This is a genomic window from Clostridiales bacterium (assembly GCA_017569285.1).
In the GTDB taxonomy this organism is placed as follows: Bacteria; Bacillota; Clostridia; order Christensenellales; family Aristaeellaceae; genus Aristaeella.
In genome coordinates this window covers 2284050-2303795 of the sequence record CP069419.1, presented here as the reverse complement: position 1 = coordinate 2303795, position 19746 = coordinate 2284050, and the positions used below count along the sequence as shown (strand labels likewise).

The following is a 19746-nucleotide window of genomic DNA, read 5'->3' as shown; positions in this document are numbered from 1 at the left end:
TTCATTTGCTCCATCTCTCCCGCAGCCAGTGGGCCGCCATCTTCGGCCGGCGGTCCCGGGTAAACAGGCCCTTCCGGTTCCCGCCCACACGCATCGGTCCCTGGCAGGTGGAGAAGTCCGCAAAGTTCCACGGCATCTCGCCGACCACGAAATCCCGCTCGTCCAGGCACTCGCTCACCATCTGGTAGAAAGCGACCTGGAATTCCTCGGTGAACATCTCCGCCACCGCGCCGTGCAGGCCGGCAATCGTGTCCGCGCCGTACTCGGAGAGGATCAGCGGCTTGTGCTGGTTTTCCCACCAGTCCAGCTCCATCCGGAAGGCATACTTCGCCGCCTCCAGGTCGCCGGACAGGTTGTACCAGCCGTAATACCGGTTGATCAGCACCACGTCCATGGAACGGATCACCTTTTCCACCCCGTATTTGTTCTGGCAGCCCACCACCGTCACCGGGCGGTTCTGCGGGTCCAGCCGGTGGGCGGCCTCGTACAGGGGATGCCAGTATTCGTACGCCGCGTCGGGCATGGTGTCCGTATCCGGCTCGTTGCCCAGGCTCCACATCACCACGCAGGGATGGTTCTTGTCCCGCATGATCATATCCGTCAGCACCTGCATATGGTAATCCGCCAGGTTCCAGCCGTACGGTTCCTCCGCCCACATGCCCACCGCCGGGGTTTCGTCCACGATCACGATGCCCTCGCGGTCGCACAGCCGGTACATCTCCTCGGCGTACGGGTAGTGGCTGGTGCGGAAGCAGTTCGCGTTCATCCAGTGGTAGAGGTTGATGTCCGTCACGTTCAGGCAGTTGTCCATCCCGCGTCCGTGGAACGGGCTGTCCTCGTGTTTGCAGGGACCGTGGAAGCGGAACGGCTTGCCGTTGATCAGGAAGCGGGTGCCTTCCACCTTCACCTCCCGGATGCCGAAGGGCTGCTCATACACGTCCTCCCCGAAGGTCACCCAGGCCGTATACAGGTACGGCGTGCCCGGCCAGGGCTCCCACAGGTGCGGCTCAGCCACGCGCAGGCTGCCTTCCCGGCCCTCGCCCGCGGCAACCGTCTTTCCTTCCGCGTCCAGGATTTCCACCCGGACCTCCCCGCCGGTTCCTTCGGTTTCCACACTCCAGCGGACTTCGCCGTCTATGGAGGGCACCAGCGTGATGTCCCGGATAAACTCCCGGGGCGTCGCAATCATCCGCACGGGACGCTGGAGGCCGGTGTAATTGAAAAAGTCAAAGGCCGGGCGGTTGATCCCGCGTTCCTGCTGGAATTTCTTTCCGGCTTCCACCGCCTCGATTCCCGGGTTGTCGGAGCCGAGGAAGGAAACGCCACCCTCCGTGCCAATGGGCAGCGTGGTGTGGTCGATCCGGTTGTCCGTTTCCACCGTCAGTTCCGCCGACTGTCCCGGCTCCAGGTATCCGCCCAGCTCCACCTCAAAGGGCAGGAAGCCGCCCCGGTGGAACGCGATCTCCTTCCCGTCCAGCAGGATCCGGGCGTTGTGCGCCGCCGCGTCAAAGCGCAGGCACACGCGCATTCCCTTCCATGCTTTGGGAACGGTGATCCTCCGCCGGTATTCCGTGATGCCGACGTAGTTCCGGAAACGCGGATCCGGGCTCTGGTCGTTGTACGAGGCCGGCACCGCGATGGGCTGCCATTTTTCATCCCCCCGGAACCGGAAATCCCAGACCCCGCCGAGATCCAGCGCCATCCGGGCTTCATTCACCTGCGGATACAGTGTGCTCATAACTGTTTCTCCTTTTCCCTGTCTCAGCTCCACAGCTGCGGGTCTTTCCCGCAGAGCTTCATCAGCGCTTCCACGAGGAAATAATCCCCGTAGGTGATATTCGTGTGCCGGCCCGCCCCGTCGTCGTGGTAGCTCGCCGTGCATTTGGTCAGGATGCCGCAGCGGTCTTCGCCCCAGTCGGCGCAGTGTTCCAGCAGCCCGTCGACCAGCTTTTCCGCGCAGCGCTTCCAGGCTTCATCCCCGGTCAGCTCCGCCAGCTCCTGCATGCCGCAGGCCGCGATGGCGCCGGCAATGTTGTCAATCCGTTCCTCGCCCTCCGGCTGGCAGAAATCGCAGTCCGTCAGCCCGTCCTCCCGGATATGGGCGGCAAAGTTAGCGGCAATCTTCTTCGCGGTTTCCAGGTATGCCGGATCCTGCATATGGCGGCAGGCCAGCGTGAAGCCGTACAGGCCCCAGGCCTGCCCGCGGCTCCACTGCGTGCCCAGGGCGTATCCCTGGCCCGGATGTTCGCGCACGCGCTTCCCGGTTTCCGGGTCCAGCTCAATGATATGGCTCACCGAGCCGTCCGCCCGCAGGAATTCCCGCCGGGTCGTGTCCGCGTGGACCTTCGCCGCGTTCCGGAACCGCGGGTCCCCGGTGTCCCGGCTGGCACGGTACAGGATCGACAGGTTCATCATGCAGTCGATGATTGCGTACCCGACCCGGTCCGGCTCATTCCAGGCCCGGATAAACCCGGCCGGGTTGAAGCGGCCCATCAGCAGGGACGCGGCATGCAGCGTGTCGGTTTCCGCCTGTTCATCCCCGGTCAGCTTCGCGTCCGCCCCGCAGGACAGCAGGTACATAAAGCCCACGTCGTGGTTCAGCTTCCGGAAGGTGCGGAATTCCGCGGTCAGCAGCGCTTCCGCGCGCCGGGCTTCCTGCCGGAAGAAATCATCCCCGGTCAGGGTCCACAGCTGCCACATCAGGCCCGGCCAGAAGCCGCCGGTCCACCAGCTGTTCCCGTCATAGGGGCTTTCCACCCATTTCCCGTTCACGCTCTGGTACGGGATAATCCCGGCTTCCGCCGCGGCTTCCGCGGTCTTCCGGAACTTCAGGGCAGTTCGGTTCAGCGCGTCCTCATAATTCAGCGGCAAGTTTCCGCACCTCCTTCGGAATCCGATCCGGCAGATGATTTCCGGCGTCCGTAAACACCGCGCACCGCAGCGTGTGCTCCCCCGGCTCCAGGCGGCCGTGCAGCATCGGCAGCACGCACCGCGGCTCCATCAGATTGGTGTTCGGCTCGGTGCTGATCACCTCGCCGCCGGTATAGCCTTCCAGCGCGCAGATCACGCTGGTTCCCTTGTCTCCGTATGCCGCGGCATGGCTGTCGTCCGCTTCCGTTTCCGTACGGATCCGGTCGCAGGGCCGGGCCCCCGCCCAGTCCTTCGGCACGGCGAACGCGCCCTCCGCGGCTTCCAGCGCGATCTCCGTCCGGATCACATGCTTCCGCACATGCCACATGCCCAGCGGCGCGATCACCGTATCGATCATCACCCCGTTCACGGGCGACCAGGTGAATGTGATCCGGTCCTTCGCCAGTTCATATTTCTCGCATCCGCTCCGCACATGCCACAGGTCCCGGCCTTCTGCCTTCACCGCCAGCATGGAATCGTATGCCCCGCGGTTCAGCGCGGATTCCTCCTTCGCCACGGAGAAGGCGAACTGCGTGGAATACGCGAACTTTTCGTATTTCTCATCCTCGTGCATATGCTCCCAGGCGTGGTTGCCGGCCGTATAGGCCACCACCTGCCGGTTCTTCCGGTCGCGGGTCAGCAGCAGCCGCACCTGCGAATCCAGGAAGCTCTCCGGCGGGAACACCTCTTCCTCCTTTGCCTGCCAGAAGGGATGGTTCTCCGGCAGGGCCAGGATCCAGAAGGTCTTCATCGCCCAGTAGGGGGACCCCTGCGCGTTGTATCCTTCCGCGGCGCACAGGTTCGGGTATCCGTAGCCCACGGTCAGGAGGCCGGCGGGATCGAAGATCGGCCGCTTCAGCCAGAACCGCAGGTTCTGCAGCAGCAGGTGCTTCACCTGCCCCAGGACCAGGCTGCCGCACTCGACTCCTGCGAAGGCCGCCGCGGCCCAGAAGGAGCCCTGGCAGAATCGGTAGGTCAGGCTGCGGCCGTAGGGCAGCGCCCTTCCCTCCCGGTCAAACCAGCAGGCAAACCGCGGGGCAATCAGCGCCGCGCGCTCCCGGATCCGGTCACACCGCTTCGGGTCGTCGTCCGCCATCAGCACGGCATACAGCAGGCTGTAGAAATGGAATCCCCACAGCGTGTAATAGTCCCGCTTGGTCGGATAGTCAAAATACCAGCCGTCAGCGGTATAGTGGCTCTCCATCATATCCATGTCTTCCTTCAGCCGGGCTTCGTCCACCGGCATCCCATTCTTCAGGAAACCGATGTTCACCAGGATCCGGAAAAACCGCCAGTTGTTCTTCGGCATGCCATAGCGGTTGATCTGGTTCAGCCAGTTGTACAGGTTCCGCTTCTGCCTGTCGTCCAGCGGCTTCCAGAAATAATCCGGCGCGAAGCTCAGCCCGCAGCCGATCACCGCCATCTCCACCATCCGCTGGTCGAAATCGCCGATTTCACCCCAATACTCCGCGTCGGCGGGATCCGTCCCGTGGATCAGTCCCTCCTGCCACAGCGGCCAGAGCTCTTCCGCTTCCGGGCACTTTCCCGCCAGCATGGGCACCAGCGCCCACAGCGCGCGGCTCCAGCATTCCATGCCGGAAACGTCCTCCCCGTAATGGGCGGATCCGTTTCCCACATAGATGCGCGCCTTCCCCGGCGTCATGCATCCGGTCATCGGCCGCAGGATCTTCACTGCGGCCTGTACCAGGTCCTGCCGTGTACGCAGGAATCCCTGTTCTTCCCTCATTCCTTATGCCTCCCGGCCTGATGCCGAAAACACAAACTCCATCCGGAACCGGTCCGTTTTCCGGCCCCGCAGGTGTACCCGCCAGAGGCTTCCCGGCCAGTTCCGCGCCATGCGCGCGTCCGTCACCGGCTTCTCCTCCGCGGAGAATTCCAGCCCTTCCGGGCAGCGGATTTCCAGGCTTCCCGCCCGGACGGTCCCGTTTATCCACTCCGGCTTCTCCCGCAGCAGGAAAATCCATTCCGTCTCCTGTGCTTCCCGCAGGAGGCCTTCATCCGCCAGCTTCAGTCCGCCTTCGCCCAGCGCGAAGGTGCGCCGCAGGCTGCGGATACCGGCGGCCTCCTCATAGGCGCCAGCCAGGTCCAGCTCCATCCCGTCCGGCGTACGCTTCACGTTCCGGGCGGCGTGGTCCTTGCCCTGCTTCTGGGCATGCCCGCCGACCACCGGCAGGTTATGCCATTCCGCCTGCACGTTCCACAGCGTATAGCGCTCAGAGGAGAAGGTTTTGGCCGTATATACCATGTTGCCCGCGTCCACCACCGCCGGCTCCCCGTTCCGGAACAGGATGAAGGAGCCCACGTCATTGTGGTTGTGGCTTTCGCCGTTGTGCCCGCCCTTGCAGGCCAGTGTCCAGCTGCCGCGGCGCACCAGGCGCACCTGCAGGTCCGGCAGCCATGTATCCCCCGGCTCCGCCGCCGGCGCCGTTTCCGCCGGAATGTGGAAGATCAGGTCCAGCGCCCTTGTCAGGTGCGGTGTGTCGTTCAGCTGTCCGGCCACCGTAGCCGGCATCCGGGCGCCCAGGGCGGCCAGCGCCTGGTCGCCGAGCATCTGTCCGGCGGTTTCCAGCCGTTCCCCGCTGATATTCGGCCGCGCGTCGCAGTCCGCGAAGTTCGCGAACCAGCCGCCGCCCATTTCCATCTTCGCCGGGAACGCCATGATATTCCGGATCTTCTTTTCCTGCCGGAAGGTCATCTTCCCGCCCGTCACCTTTTCCAGGATCTCCAGGCAGTCCAGCAGCGCCCCGCCGGCCATGTTCCAGTATCCCGCGCCCTCGTCGCAGCCGCCGTCCTCCGGCAGCGTGTCCAGGTAGCGGTCCAGCATGCCGCACGCGCGTTCCAGCACGGCGGCCAGCTTCGCCCGCGGCATGGGATCATACACCGCGCAAACCATAATGTTGGACAGGATCCACGGGGTCCAGTTGTTCAGGTCCTTCCGCCGGAATCCCATCCACCAGAAATCGTCCGTGGCCATAAACGGCCGGAGGATCCGCCGGCGGATTTCCTCCCGGATGCGTTTCCGCACCAGCGGGGAAACAGCGTCCAGACGCTTCCCCAACAGGGAGGCGGTCAGCGACAGGATCATCCCGGTCTGGGCGCAGAACAGGTCCACATACGGTTTGCGGATATCCGGCAGCGGGTATTCCGCGGCCGCCGGCGCACCCGGGATCGGGTTCACGTTGTGCGCGCTGATCACCCAGGTGCTTTCCTCGCAGATCATCCAGATCCCGTCCACGATATCGTCCATGCCGGCGTCCGGGTCCAGGCAGGCACCCAGCACTTCCGCGCACAGCTTGCGCCGCCGCGTGAAGTACGGATCCTCATCCGCCCGCCGGCTTCCGGTTTTCACAAACGCCAGGAAGCCGGAAGCGGTGCGCGCCGGCCAGGTCACCGCCGCGTATTTCCCGGCCAGTTCCCGGATTTCCCGCCGGTACCCTTCCGGGATTCCCTCCCAGGCCCGGCGATCGTCCGCCGGGGGAAACAGCACCCGCGTGCCGCCTGCCAGCAGCTCCCGCACCGGATGGTCCTGCAAAAACTCCGTCAGCATATTTCCTCCCGGAAAATCAGCCCTTCAGGCCGGATGTGGCAATTCCCTCAATGAAGTACCGCTGCAGGCACAGGAACACGATGGAAACCGGCAGCAGCGAACAGAGGGAAGCCGCCATGATCAGGTGGTAATCGCTGGAGTTCTCCTGGATAAACCGCCGCAGGCCTACCTGCACGGTCTTGTTCACGTCCCGGGTCAGGTAGATCATGGGGCCCATGTAGTCGTTCCAGGTATTCACGAACGTGAATATCACCAGGGTTGCGATGGCTGCCTTGGAAAGCGGCAGCATGATCCGCGCCCAGATGCCGTATTCGCTCAGGCCGTCCAGCCGCGCCGCCTCGCACAGCTCCGTGGGAATGGAGCGGTAGAACTGGCGCATCAGGAACACGCCGAAGGCCGAGAAGGCCTGCAGCACGACCATTGCCCACAGGGTGTCGTACAGGCCCATGGACCGCATCATGATGAACTGCGGCAGCATGTACGCCTGCCACGGCACGGCGATCGTACCGATGTAGCACAGGAACAGGGCGTCCCGCCCGCGGAAGTTCAGCTTCGCGAACGCGTACGCCGCGAAGGAGGACGTCAGCGTCTGCAGGATCGTCACCACGATGGCGATGAACGCCGTATTCTTGAAATAGGTCACCAGCGGCACCTTCTGCCAGATCAGGGAGTAGTTCTCCCAGTGGAAGGTCTCCGGAACCCAGCGCATCGGGAAGGCAAACACTTCCCGGTCCAGCTTCAGGGAGGAGGAGATCATCCATACAAACGGGATCAGGGTAAACGCCGCCAGCGCGATCAGCAGGATCCAGATGACCACCCGCCCGATCTTGCGCAGCACCGGATTGTCCTTGCGGATCTCCCGGCTGTGAATCGCGGTTTCCATATATGCTTCTCCTCCTTTCTCAGTCGTTGGAGAATTTCTTCTCGCTGCTGAACTGGATGATGGTGATCAGCAGTACGATCACCAGCAGTACCATGGAGATGGCGCTGGCCTGGCCGTACCGGATCTTGACGAACGCTTCGTCATAGATGTACGTCACCAGCATCTTCGTCGACCGTCCCGGGCCGCCCTCCGTCATGATCGCGACCACGTCGTAAATCTTGAAGCAGGAGATGATCATCATCACGGAAACGAAGAAGGTGGTGGGCTTCAGCTGCGGCAGCGTCACATGCAGGAACTGCTTCCACTTGCCGGCGCCGTCCACCGTGGCGGCTTCCATCAGCTCCCGCGGGATTCCCTGCAGCGCCGCCAGGTACAGGACCATGTAGTAGCCCATGTTCCTCCATACGCTCACCAGGATGATGGCCCAGATGGCCATCGTGCTGTCCGCGGTCCAGCCTTTGTTGAAATCGATTCCCAGGGCCATGATAATCTGGTTCACCGGTCCGTTCTTCATCAGCATGAAGGACCAGCACACGCAGATGGCCACCATGGAGGAAACATAGGGGAAGAAAAAGACGGTCCGGAAGAACACCGCGCCTTTGATCTTGTTCAGCAGCAGGGCCAGCGCCAGCGCGCAGGCGATCGTCAGCGGCACGGTCACAATCGTGTAGTACACGGTATTCTTCAGCGCGATGCCCAGGTCCGCCCGGTTGAAGAAGTACTCAATCCCCTTCTCCGCCACCTTTTTCGTGGCAAAGATCGTGGCGTAGTTGTCCAGCCCCACGTACTTCATCTTGGAGATGTCGCCGCCGTTCCACTCAAACAGCGAAAGCAGGATCGCGCAGATTACCGGCACCAGCGTAAAGACCGCGAAACCGATAAAGTTCGGTGCCAGGAAGGAATAGGCCACGAGCGTGTTTTTCCGCTCCAGCTTACCCATCTTCCGCCGGACTTTCTTCACTTCGGCCTGGCTCATGTGTCATCTTTCCTTTCCCTTGTCCTGAAAAAGGCAGGGAAGGCAAGCCGCCTTCCCTGCCCTGGGGTTCTGTTTATCTTACCGGATTATTCAAACAGTTCCGCAACCCGCTCGTTCATCTCTTCGATGCCCTCTTCGGGGGTGATTTCGCGGGCCATGATCATGCTGTGCTCTTCGTTGACGATGGTCTTGATGTCCGCGACCTTTTCAGCCACCGGCCACTCCATCGCGACGCCGGAGGGCAGCAGAGCGCCCTTGCTGGTCTCGTCCGCCGGGAAGCCTTCCACGGAAGCCATCGCGCCGGCAACATCCTCGGAAACCCACGCGGGACGGGCGCCGACAGAAGCGGTCGCCTTCGCGCCTTCGGGGCCGCCCAGCCATGCAACATACTTCCAGGCCAGGTCCTTGTTCTCGGACTTCGCGTTGATCATCGCGCCGGTCAGGTTGCCGAAGGAAGATCCGGCAGGCACGCCTTCCAGGTGCGGAACAGCGGTGATGCCCCAGTTGAAGCTGCAGGTGCCGTCCTTGTTGTAGCCGATCAGGGTGGAAACGTACCAGTAGCCCATGGGCATCATGGCGATGTTGCCGTTGGCGAACGCGCCGGAGTAGTGCAGGCCGGCGGCCTTCAGGTCCGCGAAGCTCATGCAGGCGCCGCTGTCTTCCAGATCCTGGTACAGCTTGTAGAAGTAAAGCAGGTCGTCATACTGACCGTCAGCCAGGGTATTCACGCCGTCGCAGACCGCCCAGTTGGCAACCGCGGACAGCCAGGTGTGATAGTGGGTGCCGTAGATTTCCTTCTCGGGATTGGTCATCTTCTTGGCCAGTTCAGCGTACTGGTCCCAGGTCATGTCGTTGGTGGGATATTCCACACCGGCCGCGTCGAACAGGTCCTTGTTGTAGAACAGCACCCAGAAGTCGCTGCGGAAGGGGATCGCGTACTGCACGCCGTCCACCGCGTAGTTCGCTTCGGTTCCGACAAAACCGGACATGTCGTAGTCAGCGGTATCCAGCGGGGCCGCGAAGCCCTGGGCCTGCCAATTGATCAGGTTGTCGATTTCCTTGATCATGTAGACGTCGCTCTTGTCGCCGCCTTCGAGCATGGTGGTCGTCTTCACCGCGTAGTCCTGGGAAGCAACGTCCACATACTCGATTTTGATGCCGGGGTTGGCCGCTTCAAAAGCTTCCTTCTGGGCAATCAGGTAGGGGGTGGTGGTGGCGTCCCAGGTCACCACGGTGATCACCTGGTCTTCCGCCATGGCGGGGATGGCCAGCAGCACCAGCATGGCCGCCAGCAGCAGGGACAACATTTTCTTCATGGGGGTTCCTCCTCTGTAATGATGTCGGGGAAATGTTACCGGTTTCATAGTCCTGGGCATTCCGTTCCTTGCTTTCGGACCGGTTGACCGCGTATTTTTCCCTGTATTTGTCCTTATTTTATGTTTTAGCCCCCGTTCTGTCAAGTATTTTTCCCAAAAATGTATCAAAAATTCTGAACATAATTCATGTTATCGGTAACATTTTTCTTGCTTTTCGCGGGAGATCATGCTATATTGTTACCGGATTCATTCTCATCGGAGGAAAACCGCATGACAAAGAAAGCCACCATCTACGACATTGCCCGGGAAGCCGGCGTCTCCACCGCCACCGTCACGCGCGTCGTCCGGAAGGACCCGCATGTAAAGGAAGCCACCCGCCTGAAGGTGCAGCAGGTCATCGACGCCCACGCCTACTCCCCCAGCATCTCCGCCCAGAACCTGGAGGGCGGCCGCAGCCGCACCCTGGCGGTTGTGCTTCCCGTAATATCCAACCTGTATTTCAACCGGATCTTCGATGCTGCCTGGTGGGAGGCGGAAAAGAACGGCTGCAGCCTCCGCCTGTTCCAGACGATGGAAAACCAGGCCATCTCCCCCGAGATTGTCAACGAGCTGATCCGCTGCCGGATGGACGGCGTGCTCTTTGCCGGCAGCATCTGGTCTGAGGACCGGGGCGACCTGAACACCGCCCTGGAAAAGCTCGGCAAATATATGCCCGTCGCCACCATCTGCCCGCCGGACGTCTCCCTGGACTGCATCTGCATCCAGAGCGACCTGGTCAACTGTTCCCGCCTGCCGGTCCGGCACCTGCACACCCTGGGCCACCGGCGCATCGCATTCCTGGGCGGCTCCATGCACAGCAAGGATACCTCCCGCCGCGGCGTCGGCTTCCTGGAACAGCTCCGCATGATGGACCTGCCGGACGATCCCGCCTACCACGTGGACGCCGGATATGATATGGAAAGCGGCGAGCGCGCCGTGCTGCGGATGCTCTCCGGCCTGGACCGGAACCGCTGGCCCACCGCCATCGTCACCTTCAACGACCTGGTCGCCCTGGGCGTTATGAAGCAGCTGAAGAAAATGGGCCTCACCCTCCCGGAGGATATGGCCATCATCGGCTGCGACAACCAGTTCTTCTGCGCCTATACGGATCCCGCCCTCACCTCGGTGGACCTCCACCCGGAGGAAATGGCCCAGAGCGCCGTGCGGGAGCTGCTGCTGGCCCGCGAATCCTCGTCCCGTTCCTTTGCCATGGTCCGGGAAGCCACGCTCATCGTCCGCGAAAGCTGCGGCGTGCACCTGGGCTTCCGCAAACTGTAATACCGGAGGAAAACTGCCATGATTACGATTCTTGTCCAGGCGCCGGACGGCGCCGTCCTCGCCTCCGCGGAGCACCCGGAGGAAGCCCTCCTGTCCGTCGACCGCGTATACGAGCCCGGGGACGTCATCCGCATTTCCGGCGCGAAGCACCTCACCGTGCAGATGGACCAGTCCATCCCCGCCGGGGAGGTTTTCCTCCCGGAGGGAAGCATGACCTGGACCGTTCCCGCCGGGGAGCACCGCCTGGCCTACGCGCCGGGCCTGTTTGACCAGCCCCGGCATATCATCCGCGCCGCGGCGGTTCCGGAAGAAACGCTCCGCGAAGTCCGCAACGTTGCCCTCAACCCGGCGGACCTGCGCGGGGATACGGATTTCTTCCCCCACTGCACCGCCAACGTGGAAACCCGCAATGAGGCGTGCTTCTGCGCCCGCAACGTCATCGACGGGCTCCGCCACAATACGTTCCACGGGGAATGGCCCTTTGAAAGCTGGGGCATCGGCGCCCGGGAGGATGCCTGGTGCCTGCTGGACCTGGGCCGCCCGGTCGTTGCCGAAAGGATGGCGCTGACCCTCCGGGCGGACTTCCCGCACGATGCCTACTGGGTCTCCGGCCATGCCGTCCTGTCGGACGGGACGGAGCTTTCCTTTGACCTGGAAAAGACCGGCAACCGCCAGTGGATCGACCTGGGAAACCGCACCGTCCGCTGGCTGCGCCTGGAGCGGATGATCAAGAGCGACGACCCCTCCGCCTTCCCCGCCCTGCGGCAGTGGGAGGTCTTCGGCCGGGAGGCGTAACGCCTCCGGAAAGGATGACCCTTTATGAGAAAGCAGTCATTCGGAAAATATGAGATATCCGTCATTGGCATGGGCACGGCGGAGTTTGGCGGGCGGCACCCGGAAGGGCTCGCCCGGGACCTGCTGGACGCCTATGTCTCCCTGGGCGGAAACCTGGTCGATACCGCCCGGGTATACGGCGATTTTGTGACCCCGAAGAACGGGGAAAGCGAGAAAATCGTCGGCCGCTGGATGGAAGCCCGGGGCAACCGCCGGCAGATTTTCCTGAGCACCAAGGGCGGCCATCCGCCGTTCAATGATATGCAGCGCAGCCGCCTGTCCCCGGAGGAGATCCGGGGCGATATGGCCGCCAGCCTGGAGGACCTGCGGACGGATCATGTGGATATTTACTTCCTCCACCGGGATGATCCGTCCCGCCCGGTCGGGCAGATCATGGAAACCCTGCACAGCCTCGTGGAGAACGGCTCTGCCCGCATGGTCGGCGTTTCCAATTGGGCGCCGGCGCGAATCCGGGAGGCCAACGCCTGGGCCGACGCCCACGGGCTCACCCGCCTTTCCGCCAACCAGCCCCAGTTCAGCCTGGCGGAGCAGCGTTTCTTCCTGGACCCCACCACCCGGGGCATGGACGCGGAAACATGGCGCATGCACCGGGAAACCGGCATGCCCTGCTTCTGCTTCTCCTCCCAGGCCCACGGGTATTTCACCCGGCTGGACACCCGGGACGGAGACGCCCTCACCGATAACCTGCGCCGGGAATTCGACTGTCCGGAAAACCGCGCCATCCTGGAGCGGATCCGGGCGATCCGGGAAGAAACCGGCCTGTCCGTGAGCAGCATCGCCCTGGCCTGGCTCATCAGCCAGCCCTTCCCGGCCTTCCCGCTCGTCGGCGCCAGTAAAGTGGAACATGTGCTGGCCCTGCGGGAAGCCGGGGACGCCATGCTCACGGAAGCGCAGCGGGACCTGCTCCGCACGGTGGTCTGACCGCGCACCTGATTCTCTTCCGGATATGGAAAAGGCCTGCCCGGATCGGGCAGGTCTTTTTTGTTTACCGTTTGTCATGTTTTACAGGCGCACCGGCCTTCCCGGTCATTCCCCGCCTTCAGCTGCCGCGTCAGGCGTGTCGGATGCGAAGTTGAATCCGATTTCCACCACGCTTCCCATCTTTCCGTTGACCCAGGCGGTTTCCCCGCTGTCCAGCCGGATCAGGTACCATCCGTTGTCCGAAACGTCCAGGATCGTGTACTCCTGGGAAGCGGTGGCATGGCCCAGGATATTGTCCGCCGCGATGCCGGGGTACGAGCGCGCGTTGGGATTGTCTTCCTCCCGGATCCGGAAACGGCGGATCACTTCCACATTTTCATTGCCTTCCAGGTTGGCCAGCGCGTTGTCCGAAGAAGCGCTGAATGTCGTCATAAACAGCTTCTTCAGCTCCTCAAACCGGTATGTGCTGTCTTCCTGCGCCTTCTGCAGAGTGTCCACATCGGTGTTCAGGGCTTCAATCTGCGCGGTCTGGTCCGCAACGGCCGTATTCAGCGTGTCGATCTGCGCGGCCTTGTCCGCGATGTCCGCGTTCAGCGTCTCAATCTGTGCAGCCTTCTCTGTGATATCCGCGTTCAGCGTTTCAATCTGTGTGGCCTTCTCCGCAATATCCGTGTTCAGGATTCCGATCTGTTCCGTCTTGCTTTCCACGTCTGCCTGCAGCGTCTCCACCAGTTTGGCTCTTTCCGCGGCATCCGCGTCCATGGCATCCATCCGGGCGGTTTTGTCCGCAACGTCCGCACTCAGCGCGTCGATCTGCGCCGCCTTGTCCGCGATATCCGCGTTCAGCGCATCAATCTGCGCCGCTTTGTCTTTGGCGTCCGTTTCCAGTTTCTGGATCAGGTCTTCCTTCTCCGTAATCTGCGCCTTCAGGGTCTCAACCTGCTCGGTGATATTGGCGTTCAGGGCATCGATCAGGGCTGCCTTGTCCGCAACCTCCGCCTTCAGCGTCTCAATCTGCTCGGCGGCATCCGCGCTCAGTTCATCCATCCGGGCCGCCTGTTCCGCGGTCTCCGCGTCCGGAGCATCCGCCTGTTCCGCCTTGTCTGCGGCATCCGCAGCCGGCGTCTCAGCCTGAACGGCTTTTTCTGCTGCGTCGGCCTTCAGCGTCTCAATCTCGGCGGCCTTGTCCGCGGCGTCCGCCTTCAGCGTCTCAATCTCGGCGGCCTTGTCTGCCGCTTCGGCTTTCAGTGTTTCAATCTGCGTTGCCTGGTCCGCCATATCCGCGTTCAGCGTCTCGATCTGCGCCGCCTTGTCCGCCACATCCGCGTTCAGCGTTTCAATCTGCGCCGCCTTGTCCGCCACATCCGCGTTCAGTGTCTCAATCTGCGCGGCTTTGTCCGAGACATCCGCATTCAGTGTCTCAATCTGCGCGGCTTTGTCCGCCACGTCCGCGTTCAGCGTTTCAATCTGCGCCGCCTTGTCGGACACGTCCGCGTTCAGCGTTTCGATCTGTGCCGCCTTGTCGGACACGTCCGCGTTCAGCGTTTCGATCTGTGCCGCCTTGTCGGACACATCCGCGTTCAGCGTTTCGATCTGTGCCGCCTTGTCGGACACATCCGCGTTCAGTGTCTCGATCTGCGCGGCCTTGTCTGCGGCGTCCGCGTCCAGGCCCTCGATCCGCAGCGCTTTGTCCTCCACGTCCGCGCTGAGCCGTTCAATCTGGTCCGCCTGCCTGTCCGCATCGGCCATCAGGGTTTTGATCTGCCGGGTTTTGTCCTCATTGCTCGTATAGTACAGCATTCCCAGTGCGATAGCTGCCACGGCAAGAACGCAGATCACGGTGATAAAGATCCCTTTTTTCATGTTCTTTCTCCTGTCCTCCGTCGTGAAACACGACTGCAGCGTATTTGTTTTTCTTCCGGTCCCGTTGGGCATATACTGTTTCTGTTATTGTTTATACCATATCACAGTTGTTTTTTCAATATTGGGCCAAAAGAAAAGAGCCCGGGGAATTCACTCCCGGGCTCTCTTCTCATACGGTTCTTCAGATCTTCACGCGGAGCTCCGCCACGGAGCATGCCGGCATCCGCACATGGATTTCATCCCCGCGGATTTCGAAATCGCTGAAGGTTTCCGTCTTCAGCGGGGAATTGCCGAAGTCGTTGTACGCGTCCATCTTTCCCTGCAGGATGCGGCCGGTCACTTCCGCGGCGCCCGGCAGGCTGATCACCACTTCGTCTCCCTTTTCGGGATCGAGGTTGCTCAGCGTCACGGTGACAAACCCATCTTTTTCGGAGGCGGAAGCCGTTACGCCGGGCACCTGGAACTTCTCTGTCCCGAGCTGCGCGGCCTCCACTTCGCACGCCAGCTCCTTCGCGTCCATGTGGTGCTGGTACAGGTCGAACACGTAGTAGGTCGGGGTCAGGACCATCTTTCCGTCCTCGGTGAGGATGATGGCCTGCAGCACGTTGACCGTCTGGGCGATATTGGCCATGTGCACCCGGTCGCAGTGCTTGTTGAAGATATCCAGCGTGAGGGCTGCGACCATCGCGTCGCGCATGGTGTTCTGCTGGTAGAGGAAGCCGGGGTTCGTGCCGGGTTCCACTTCAAACCAGGTGCCCCACTCGTCCACGATCAGGCCAACCCGCTTGTCGGGATCGTACTTGTCCATGATCGCGGCGTGGTCCGTCACCAGCTGGTCCATCCGGGAAGCGATCGCCAGGGTTTCAATGTAATCGTCCTTCGTGAATTCCGTGGCCTTGTTCTTGTGCTCCCAGCTGCCCGGAACGGTGTAGAAGTGCAGGCTCAGGCCGTCCATGCAGAACGCGGCGTTCTTCATCACCACGTCGGTCCAGTTGGTGTCCGCGCCGTTGGGGCCGCAGGCGATCTTGTAGAGTTTGTTGTCCCCGTATTTCCGGCAGAAGTTCTGGTACCGGCGGTACACGTCCGCGTAGTACTCCGGCCGCATGATGCCGCCGCAGCCCCAGCTCTCGTTGCCGACGCCCCAGTACTTCACGCCCCAGCTGTCCTGCCGGCCGTTCGCCCGGCGTTCGCGCACCACGGTGGAGTCCCCGTCGGAGTTCAGGTATTCCACCCACTCGCTCATTTCCTGCGCCGTGCCGCTGCCGACGTTGCCCGTGATGTAGGGCTCGCACCCGACCTGGCTGCACAGCTCCATGAATTCGTGCGTGCCGAAGGAGTTGTCCTCCGTCACGCCGCCCCAGTTGGTGTTCACCATGTTGCGGCGCTGCTCCTGCGGGCCGATGCCGTCCCGCCAGTGGTACTCATCCGCGAAGCAGCCGCCCGGCCAGCGCAGCACCGGCATATGAATGGCCTTCATGGCCTCCACAACGTCCGTGCGGATGCCGTTCACGTTGGGGATATCGCTGTCCTTCCCGACGAAGATGCCCCCGTAGATGCAGTGGCCCAGGTGCTCCGAGAAATTGCCGTAGATATACCGGGAAATCGTCCCGGCGGACTGGTCCCGCCTGATATTGATCCTTGTCATCTGTTTTTCCTCTCCCTGTTTGTTTTTTTGATTATATCCGCTGCGGGTGTTTCCCCGCAAGGCTTTTCAGAAAGTCCGCAATAACTGATGAATCCCCTTGCCGAAGCGCGCCCGCGGGCGTATGATAGAGGCAGAAAAGAGCGGGGGATACGCGCATGAAAACCATAGACCTTTCGGGAATCTGGGAATGTTCCTTTGCCGGGCAGTCCGGTGCAGTCCGCCTGCCCGGAACGCTGGACGAAGCCGGCCTCGGCTTCCCGGATGATCCCGCGAACCAGTGGCAGGCTGAAGACGTAAAGCGCCTCGGTTTCTGGCAGGAGGGCGACCCGATCGTCACGCGGCTCACCCGCCGGCATACCTTCGAGGGACCGGTGCGGTTGACCCGGAAGCTTTCCTGGGACTGTCCCGCCGGAGCCCGGGTCTTCCTGGAGTGCGAACGCACGCGCCAGCTGCGCCTCACCGTCAACGGGAAGGAAGCGCCCGCCGCGGAGCCGTCCTGCCTCTCCGCCCCCGCCGTGTTCGAAATCACCGGCCTGGCGACCGGGGAGGATGAGTTCTCCTTCCTTTCGGACAACAGCTATCCCGGCTGGCCGCGGGACGCCATCGTGTATGCCTCCGCCGCCTCGGACGAAACGCAGACCAACTGGAACGGCATCCTTGGATATATCCGCCTGCGCATTGAGCAGCCGGACTATATTGCCGGCGTCCGGGTTTATCCCGGAAACGGCAGGGCGGAGATCCGCATCACCCTGGACCTTTCCCGGGCATTAACGTACCCCCTTCACATATCTTCCCCCGCCCTCGTTTCGGACGCGGAAATCCCGGTGCCCGAAAAGACCGGGGTCTTTGAGGTGCGCTGCACCCTGCCCCTGCGCCCGGACGTTCCCCGCTGGGATATCGAAGAGGGGAACCTCCTTCCCCTCACCGTGTCCGCAGGCGGCCTGGAAAGCCGCACCGTGTCCTTCGGCGTGCGCACCTTTGCCGCCCGGGACGGGCACCTCACGCTGAACGGGCGGCGGATCTTCCTCCGCGGGGAAGCCAATTGCGCCGCCTTCCCGGAAACGGGATATATTCCCACTGATGAGGATACCTGGATTTCCATCCTGCAGCAGTACCGCGCCTACGGCGTCAACTGCGTCCGTTTCCACAGCCACTGCCCGCCGGAGGCCGCCTTTGCTGCCGCGGACCGGCTTGGCATGCTGATGCAGCCCGAGCTTTCCCACTGGGACCCAAAGGATGCCTTCGGCTCCGGAGAGGCCCGCGGGTATTACGCTTTCGAGGCCAGACGAATCCTCCGTGCCCTGGCTAATCATCCGTCCTTTGTCATGCTCAGCTTCGGCAACGAGCTGCATTACCGCGATGAGGTCCGCCCCTTTGTCGGTCACCTGCTCCGGGAACTGAAGGAAGAGGACCCCACCCGGCTGTACGCCGCGGGCTCCAACGCGTTCTACGGTGAAAAGGGACCGAACCCGGGGGATGATTTCTACACCGCCTCGGATGACCGGAAGGTGACGCTCCGCGCGACCTCCGCCAACTTCACCGGCTGGCTGAACCGGGAGGAATCCGGCTTTGATATCGACTACTCCGGCGCCGTGGAGCGTCTCCGGCAGGTTTCCGGCGTGCCGGTCTTCTCCTTTGAGGTCGGGCAGTACGAAGTCCTGCCGGACTTCGGGGAAATTGCGGACTACCGCGGCGTGACCGAGCCGTGCAACCTCATGCACATGGAGCGGAAAATGCGCGCCGCCGGGCTTTCGGATCTCTGGCCGCGGATGGTCCGCGCCACCGGTGAAAACGCGCTGCAGTGCTACCGGGCCGAGGTCGAGGCCGCCATGCGCACGGAAGGCTACAGCGGCATCTCCCTGCTCAGCCTGCAGGATTTCCCCGGCCAGGGCACCGCGCTGGTCGGCATGATGAACGCGCACCTGCATCCGAAGCCGTTTCCCTTTGCGGATCCGGCGCGCTTTGCCGCCTTCTTCCGGGATGTGCTGCCCCTGGCGCTGCTGCCCCGGTTTGTGTTCACCTCCGGCGAGGAAGTCTCCTTCCCGGTCCGGATCGCGAATTACGGCAAGGCCGGCCTGGACGGTCCCTGCGCCTGGTCGCTCTCCGGGGACGGGGTTTCCCTTTTCGGGGAAACCGCATCCCTCCGCGTCCCGGCCGTTTCCCTGTCCGGAGACCTGGAGATCTGTTTCCGCCTGCCGGATCTGCCGGCCGCCGCGCGCCTGGACCTGGCGCTGAACTTCTGCGGAAACGCGAACACCTATCCCCTCTGGGTCTACCCGGATGAAGAACCGGTCTGCCCGGGGGATGTGCTGGAATGCCGCGTGCTGGATGAGCAGGCCCGCCAGGTGCTTGCCGCCGGCGGGAAGGTGTATCTTGCGCCGGACAGTACGGCCGAAGCCCTTCCCTGCTCCGTGCAGGCCCAGTTCAGCCCGGATTTCTGGTCGGTCTGCACCTTCCCTTCCCAGTCTGGCTGCATGGGGCAGCTGATCGACGCGGGCCATCCGCTGTTCCGCAGTTTCCCCACCAATGAGTTCAGCTCCTGGCAGTGGAAGCCCATGGCCTGCCGCCGAGCGATCCTGCTTCCGCGCCGGATGAAGGCCATCGTCACGGAGATGGATTCCTGCGCGCTGCTCCGCCCGATGGCGCAGCTGTTTGAATGTAAATGTGGCGGCGGCCGCCTGCTGGTTTCCTCCCTGGGCCTGCACCAGGGACCGCAGGCGCCGAACGTCCGGGCCATGCAAAAAGCCATATATGACTATATGGCTTCAGGTCTTTTCCATCCGGAAGAGGAGATATCCATGGAGGAAGCAAAGGGCTTCCTGCCCTGGCGGTAATCAGGCCTGCGGAACGAGGCCCAACTTCTTCAGTCCCCGTGCGGCCGCTTCGGCAAAGCGTTCCGCGCCGGCGCGTTTCGTGTGGGCGTTGTCCTCCGATCCGTCCGGGTATGCGGGGTCTTCGCCGGGGGCAAAGTGCATAAACAGTGCCTTGCTCCCTTCCTCGCCCATCGCCTCCACAATCCGGAAGCTCTCCGTATACAGGTCGATCAGCGGAACGTCCGTTTCTTCCGCCACCGCGCGCATGGCCGCCGGGTATTCCCCGTGGGTCGGCTGCAGCTTTCCGTCCTGCCAGATGCGCATGCAGATGGGCGTCAGCAGCACCGGCACCGCGCCGTGCTCCCGCGCAAAGCGGATAAAGTACTTCAGGTTGTCCGTAAATTCTGTCCAGGGCGCCGTATAGCGCTCCGGCTTTTTTTCGTTCTCATCGTTATGCGCAAACTGGATCAGCACCAGGTCGCCGGGGTCCGCCTGCCCCGCCGGCTCCAGCCGGCCTTCCGCCAGGAAGGTCTTTGTGCTGCGCCCGGCCATGGAAAGGTTCACCACGGTGGCCCCGGGAAGGAAATCCCCCAGCAGCTGTCCCCAGCCCACCATCCGGGTTTCCTCCGGGTTATAGGAAGCGGCGGTGGAATCGCCGCAGACGTAAATCCGCATTTCG

The 19746-nt window shown here is 62.6% G+C and carries 14 protein-coding genes; 4 read left to right on the top strand and 10 right to left on the bottom strand.

Annotation, left to right across the window (positions count from 1 at the left end; genetic code table 11):
* Window position 1: 1 nt before the first annotated feature.
* The 7 genes from uidA to JNO48_09920 form a co-directional block, all read right to left on the bottom strand.
* Window positions 2-1738 carry a beta-glucuronidase gene (uidA, locus tag JNO48_09950; GenBank protein ID QTE67521.1) on the bottom strand — a complete coding sequence of 579 codons (1737 nt, stop codon included), beginning with the start codon at window positions 1736-1738 and terminating at the stop codon, window positions 2-4.
* A 23-nt stretch (window positions 1739-1761) separates the two neighbouring features.
* The gene (locus JNO48_09945; GenBank protein ID QTE67520.1) at window positions 1762-2871 is read right to left on the bottom strand and encodes a glycoside hydrolase family 88 protein; all 1110 of its coding nucleotides are present in this window, start codon (window positions 2869-2871) and stop codon (window positions 1762-1764) included.
* Window positions 2855-4657 (bottom strand): DUF2264 domain-containing protein, encoded by a 1803-nt coding sequence (locus JNO48_09940; protein ID QTE67519.1) that lies wholly within the window; start codon window positions 4655-4657, stop codon window positions 2855-2857. Before JNO48_09940 ends, JNO48_09945 begins: the two co-directional genes overlap by 17 nt.
* Before the next feature lie 3 nt (window positions 4658-4660).
* Window positions 4661-6478 carry a heparinase II/III family protein gene (locus JNO48_09935; protein ID QTE67518.1) on the bottom strand — a complete coding sequence of 606 codons (1818 nt, stop codon included), beginning with the start codon at window positions 6476-6478 and terminating at the stop codon, window positions 4661-4663.
* Between the two features lie 16 nt (window positions 6479-6494).
* A complete protein-coding gene (locus JNO48_09930) occupies window positions 6495-7361 on the bottom strand; it encodes a carbohydrate ABC transporter permease (protein QTE67517.1) in 867 nt (288 codons plus the stop codon).
* 19 nt (window positions 7362-7380) lie between these two features.
* Window positions 7381-8337, bottom strand: a complete 957-nt coding sequence (locus JNO48_09925; protein QTE67516.1) for a sugar ABC transporter permease — start codon at window positions 8335-8337, stop codon at window positions 7381-7383.
* A gap of 86 nt (window positions 8338-8423) precedes the next feature.
* A complete protein-coding gene (locus tag JNO48_09920) occupies window positions 8424-9653 on the bottom strand; it encodes a sugar ABC transporter substrate-binding protein (GenBank protein ID QTE67515.1) in 1230 nt (409 codons plus the stop codon).
* A gap of 270 nt (window positions 9654-9923) precedes the next feature.
* On the opposite strand from JNO48_09920, the gene JNO48_09915 reads away from it, so the two are divergent.
* Genes JNO48_09915 through JNO48_09905 form a run of 3 tightly spaced genes read left to right on the top strand, consistent with a single transcriptional unit; the run spans window position 9924 to window position 12746 of the window.
* The gene (locus tag JNO48_09915) at window positions 9924-10970 is read left to right on the top strand and encodes a LacI family DNA-binding transcriptional regulator (protein QTE67514.1); all 1047 of its coding nucleotides are present in this window, start codon (window positions 9924-9926) and stop codon (window positions 10968-10970) included.
* An 18-nt stretch (window positions 10971-10988) separates the two neighbouring features.
* Window positions 10989-11765, top strand: a complete 777-nt coding sequence (locus tag JNO48_09910) for a carbohydrate-binding protein (GenBank protein ID QTE67513.1) — start codon at window positions 10989-10991, stop codon at window positions 11763-11765.
* A gap of 24 nt (window positions 11766-11789) precedes the next feature.
* Window positions 11790-12746: an aldo/keto reductase gene (locus JNO48_09905; protein ID QTE67512.1), complete on the top strand. Its 957-nt coding sequence runs from the start codon at window positions 11790-11792 to the stop codon at window positions 12744-12746.
* 105 nt (window positions 12747-12851) lie between these two features.
* Here the strand turns inward: JNO48_09905 and JNO48_09900 are convergent, their stop codons facing one another.
* A complete protein-coding gene (locus JNO48_09900) occupies window positions 12852-14609 on the bottom strand; it encodes a hypothetical protein (protein QTE67511.1) in 1758 nt (585 codons plus the stop codon).
* Between the two features lie 181 nt (window positions 14610-14790).
* On the bottom strand, window positions 14791-16254 hold the full coding sequence (locus tag JNO48_09895; protein QTE67510.1) for an alpha-N-arabinofuranosidase: 1464 nt from the start codon (window positions 16252-16254) through the stop codon (window positions 14791-14793).
* Window positions 16255-16409: 155 nt separating this feature from the next.
* Here JNO48_09895 and JNO48_09890 point away from each other — a divergent pair, with 155 nt between their 5' ends.
* A complete protein-coding gene (locus tag JNO48_09890; protein ID QTE67509.1) occupies window positions 16410-19088 on the top strand; it encodes a hypothetical protein in 2679 nt (892 codons plus the stop codon).
* On the opposite strand, the gene JNO48_09885 is transcribed toward JNO48_09890, so the two are convergent.
* Window positions 19089-19742, bottom strand: a complete 654-nt coding sequence (locus JNO48_09885; protein ID QTE67508.1) for a rhamnogalacturonan acetylesterase — start codon at window positions 19740-19742, stop codon at window positions 19089-19091.
* Window positions 19743-19746: the final 4 nt, after the last annotated feature.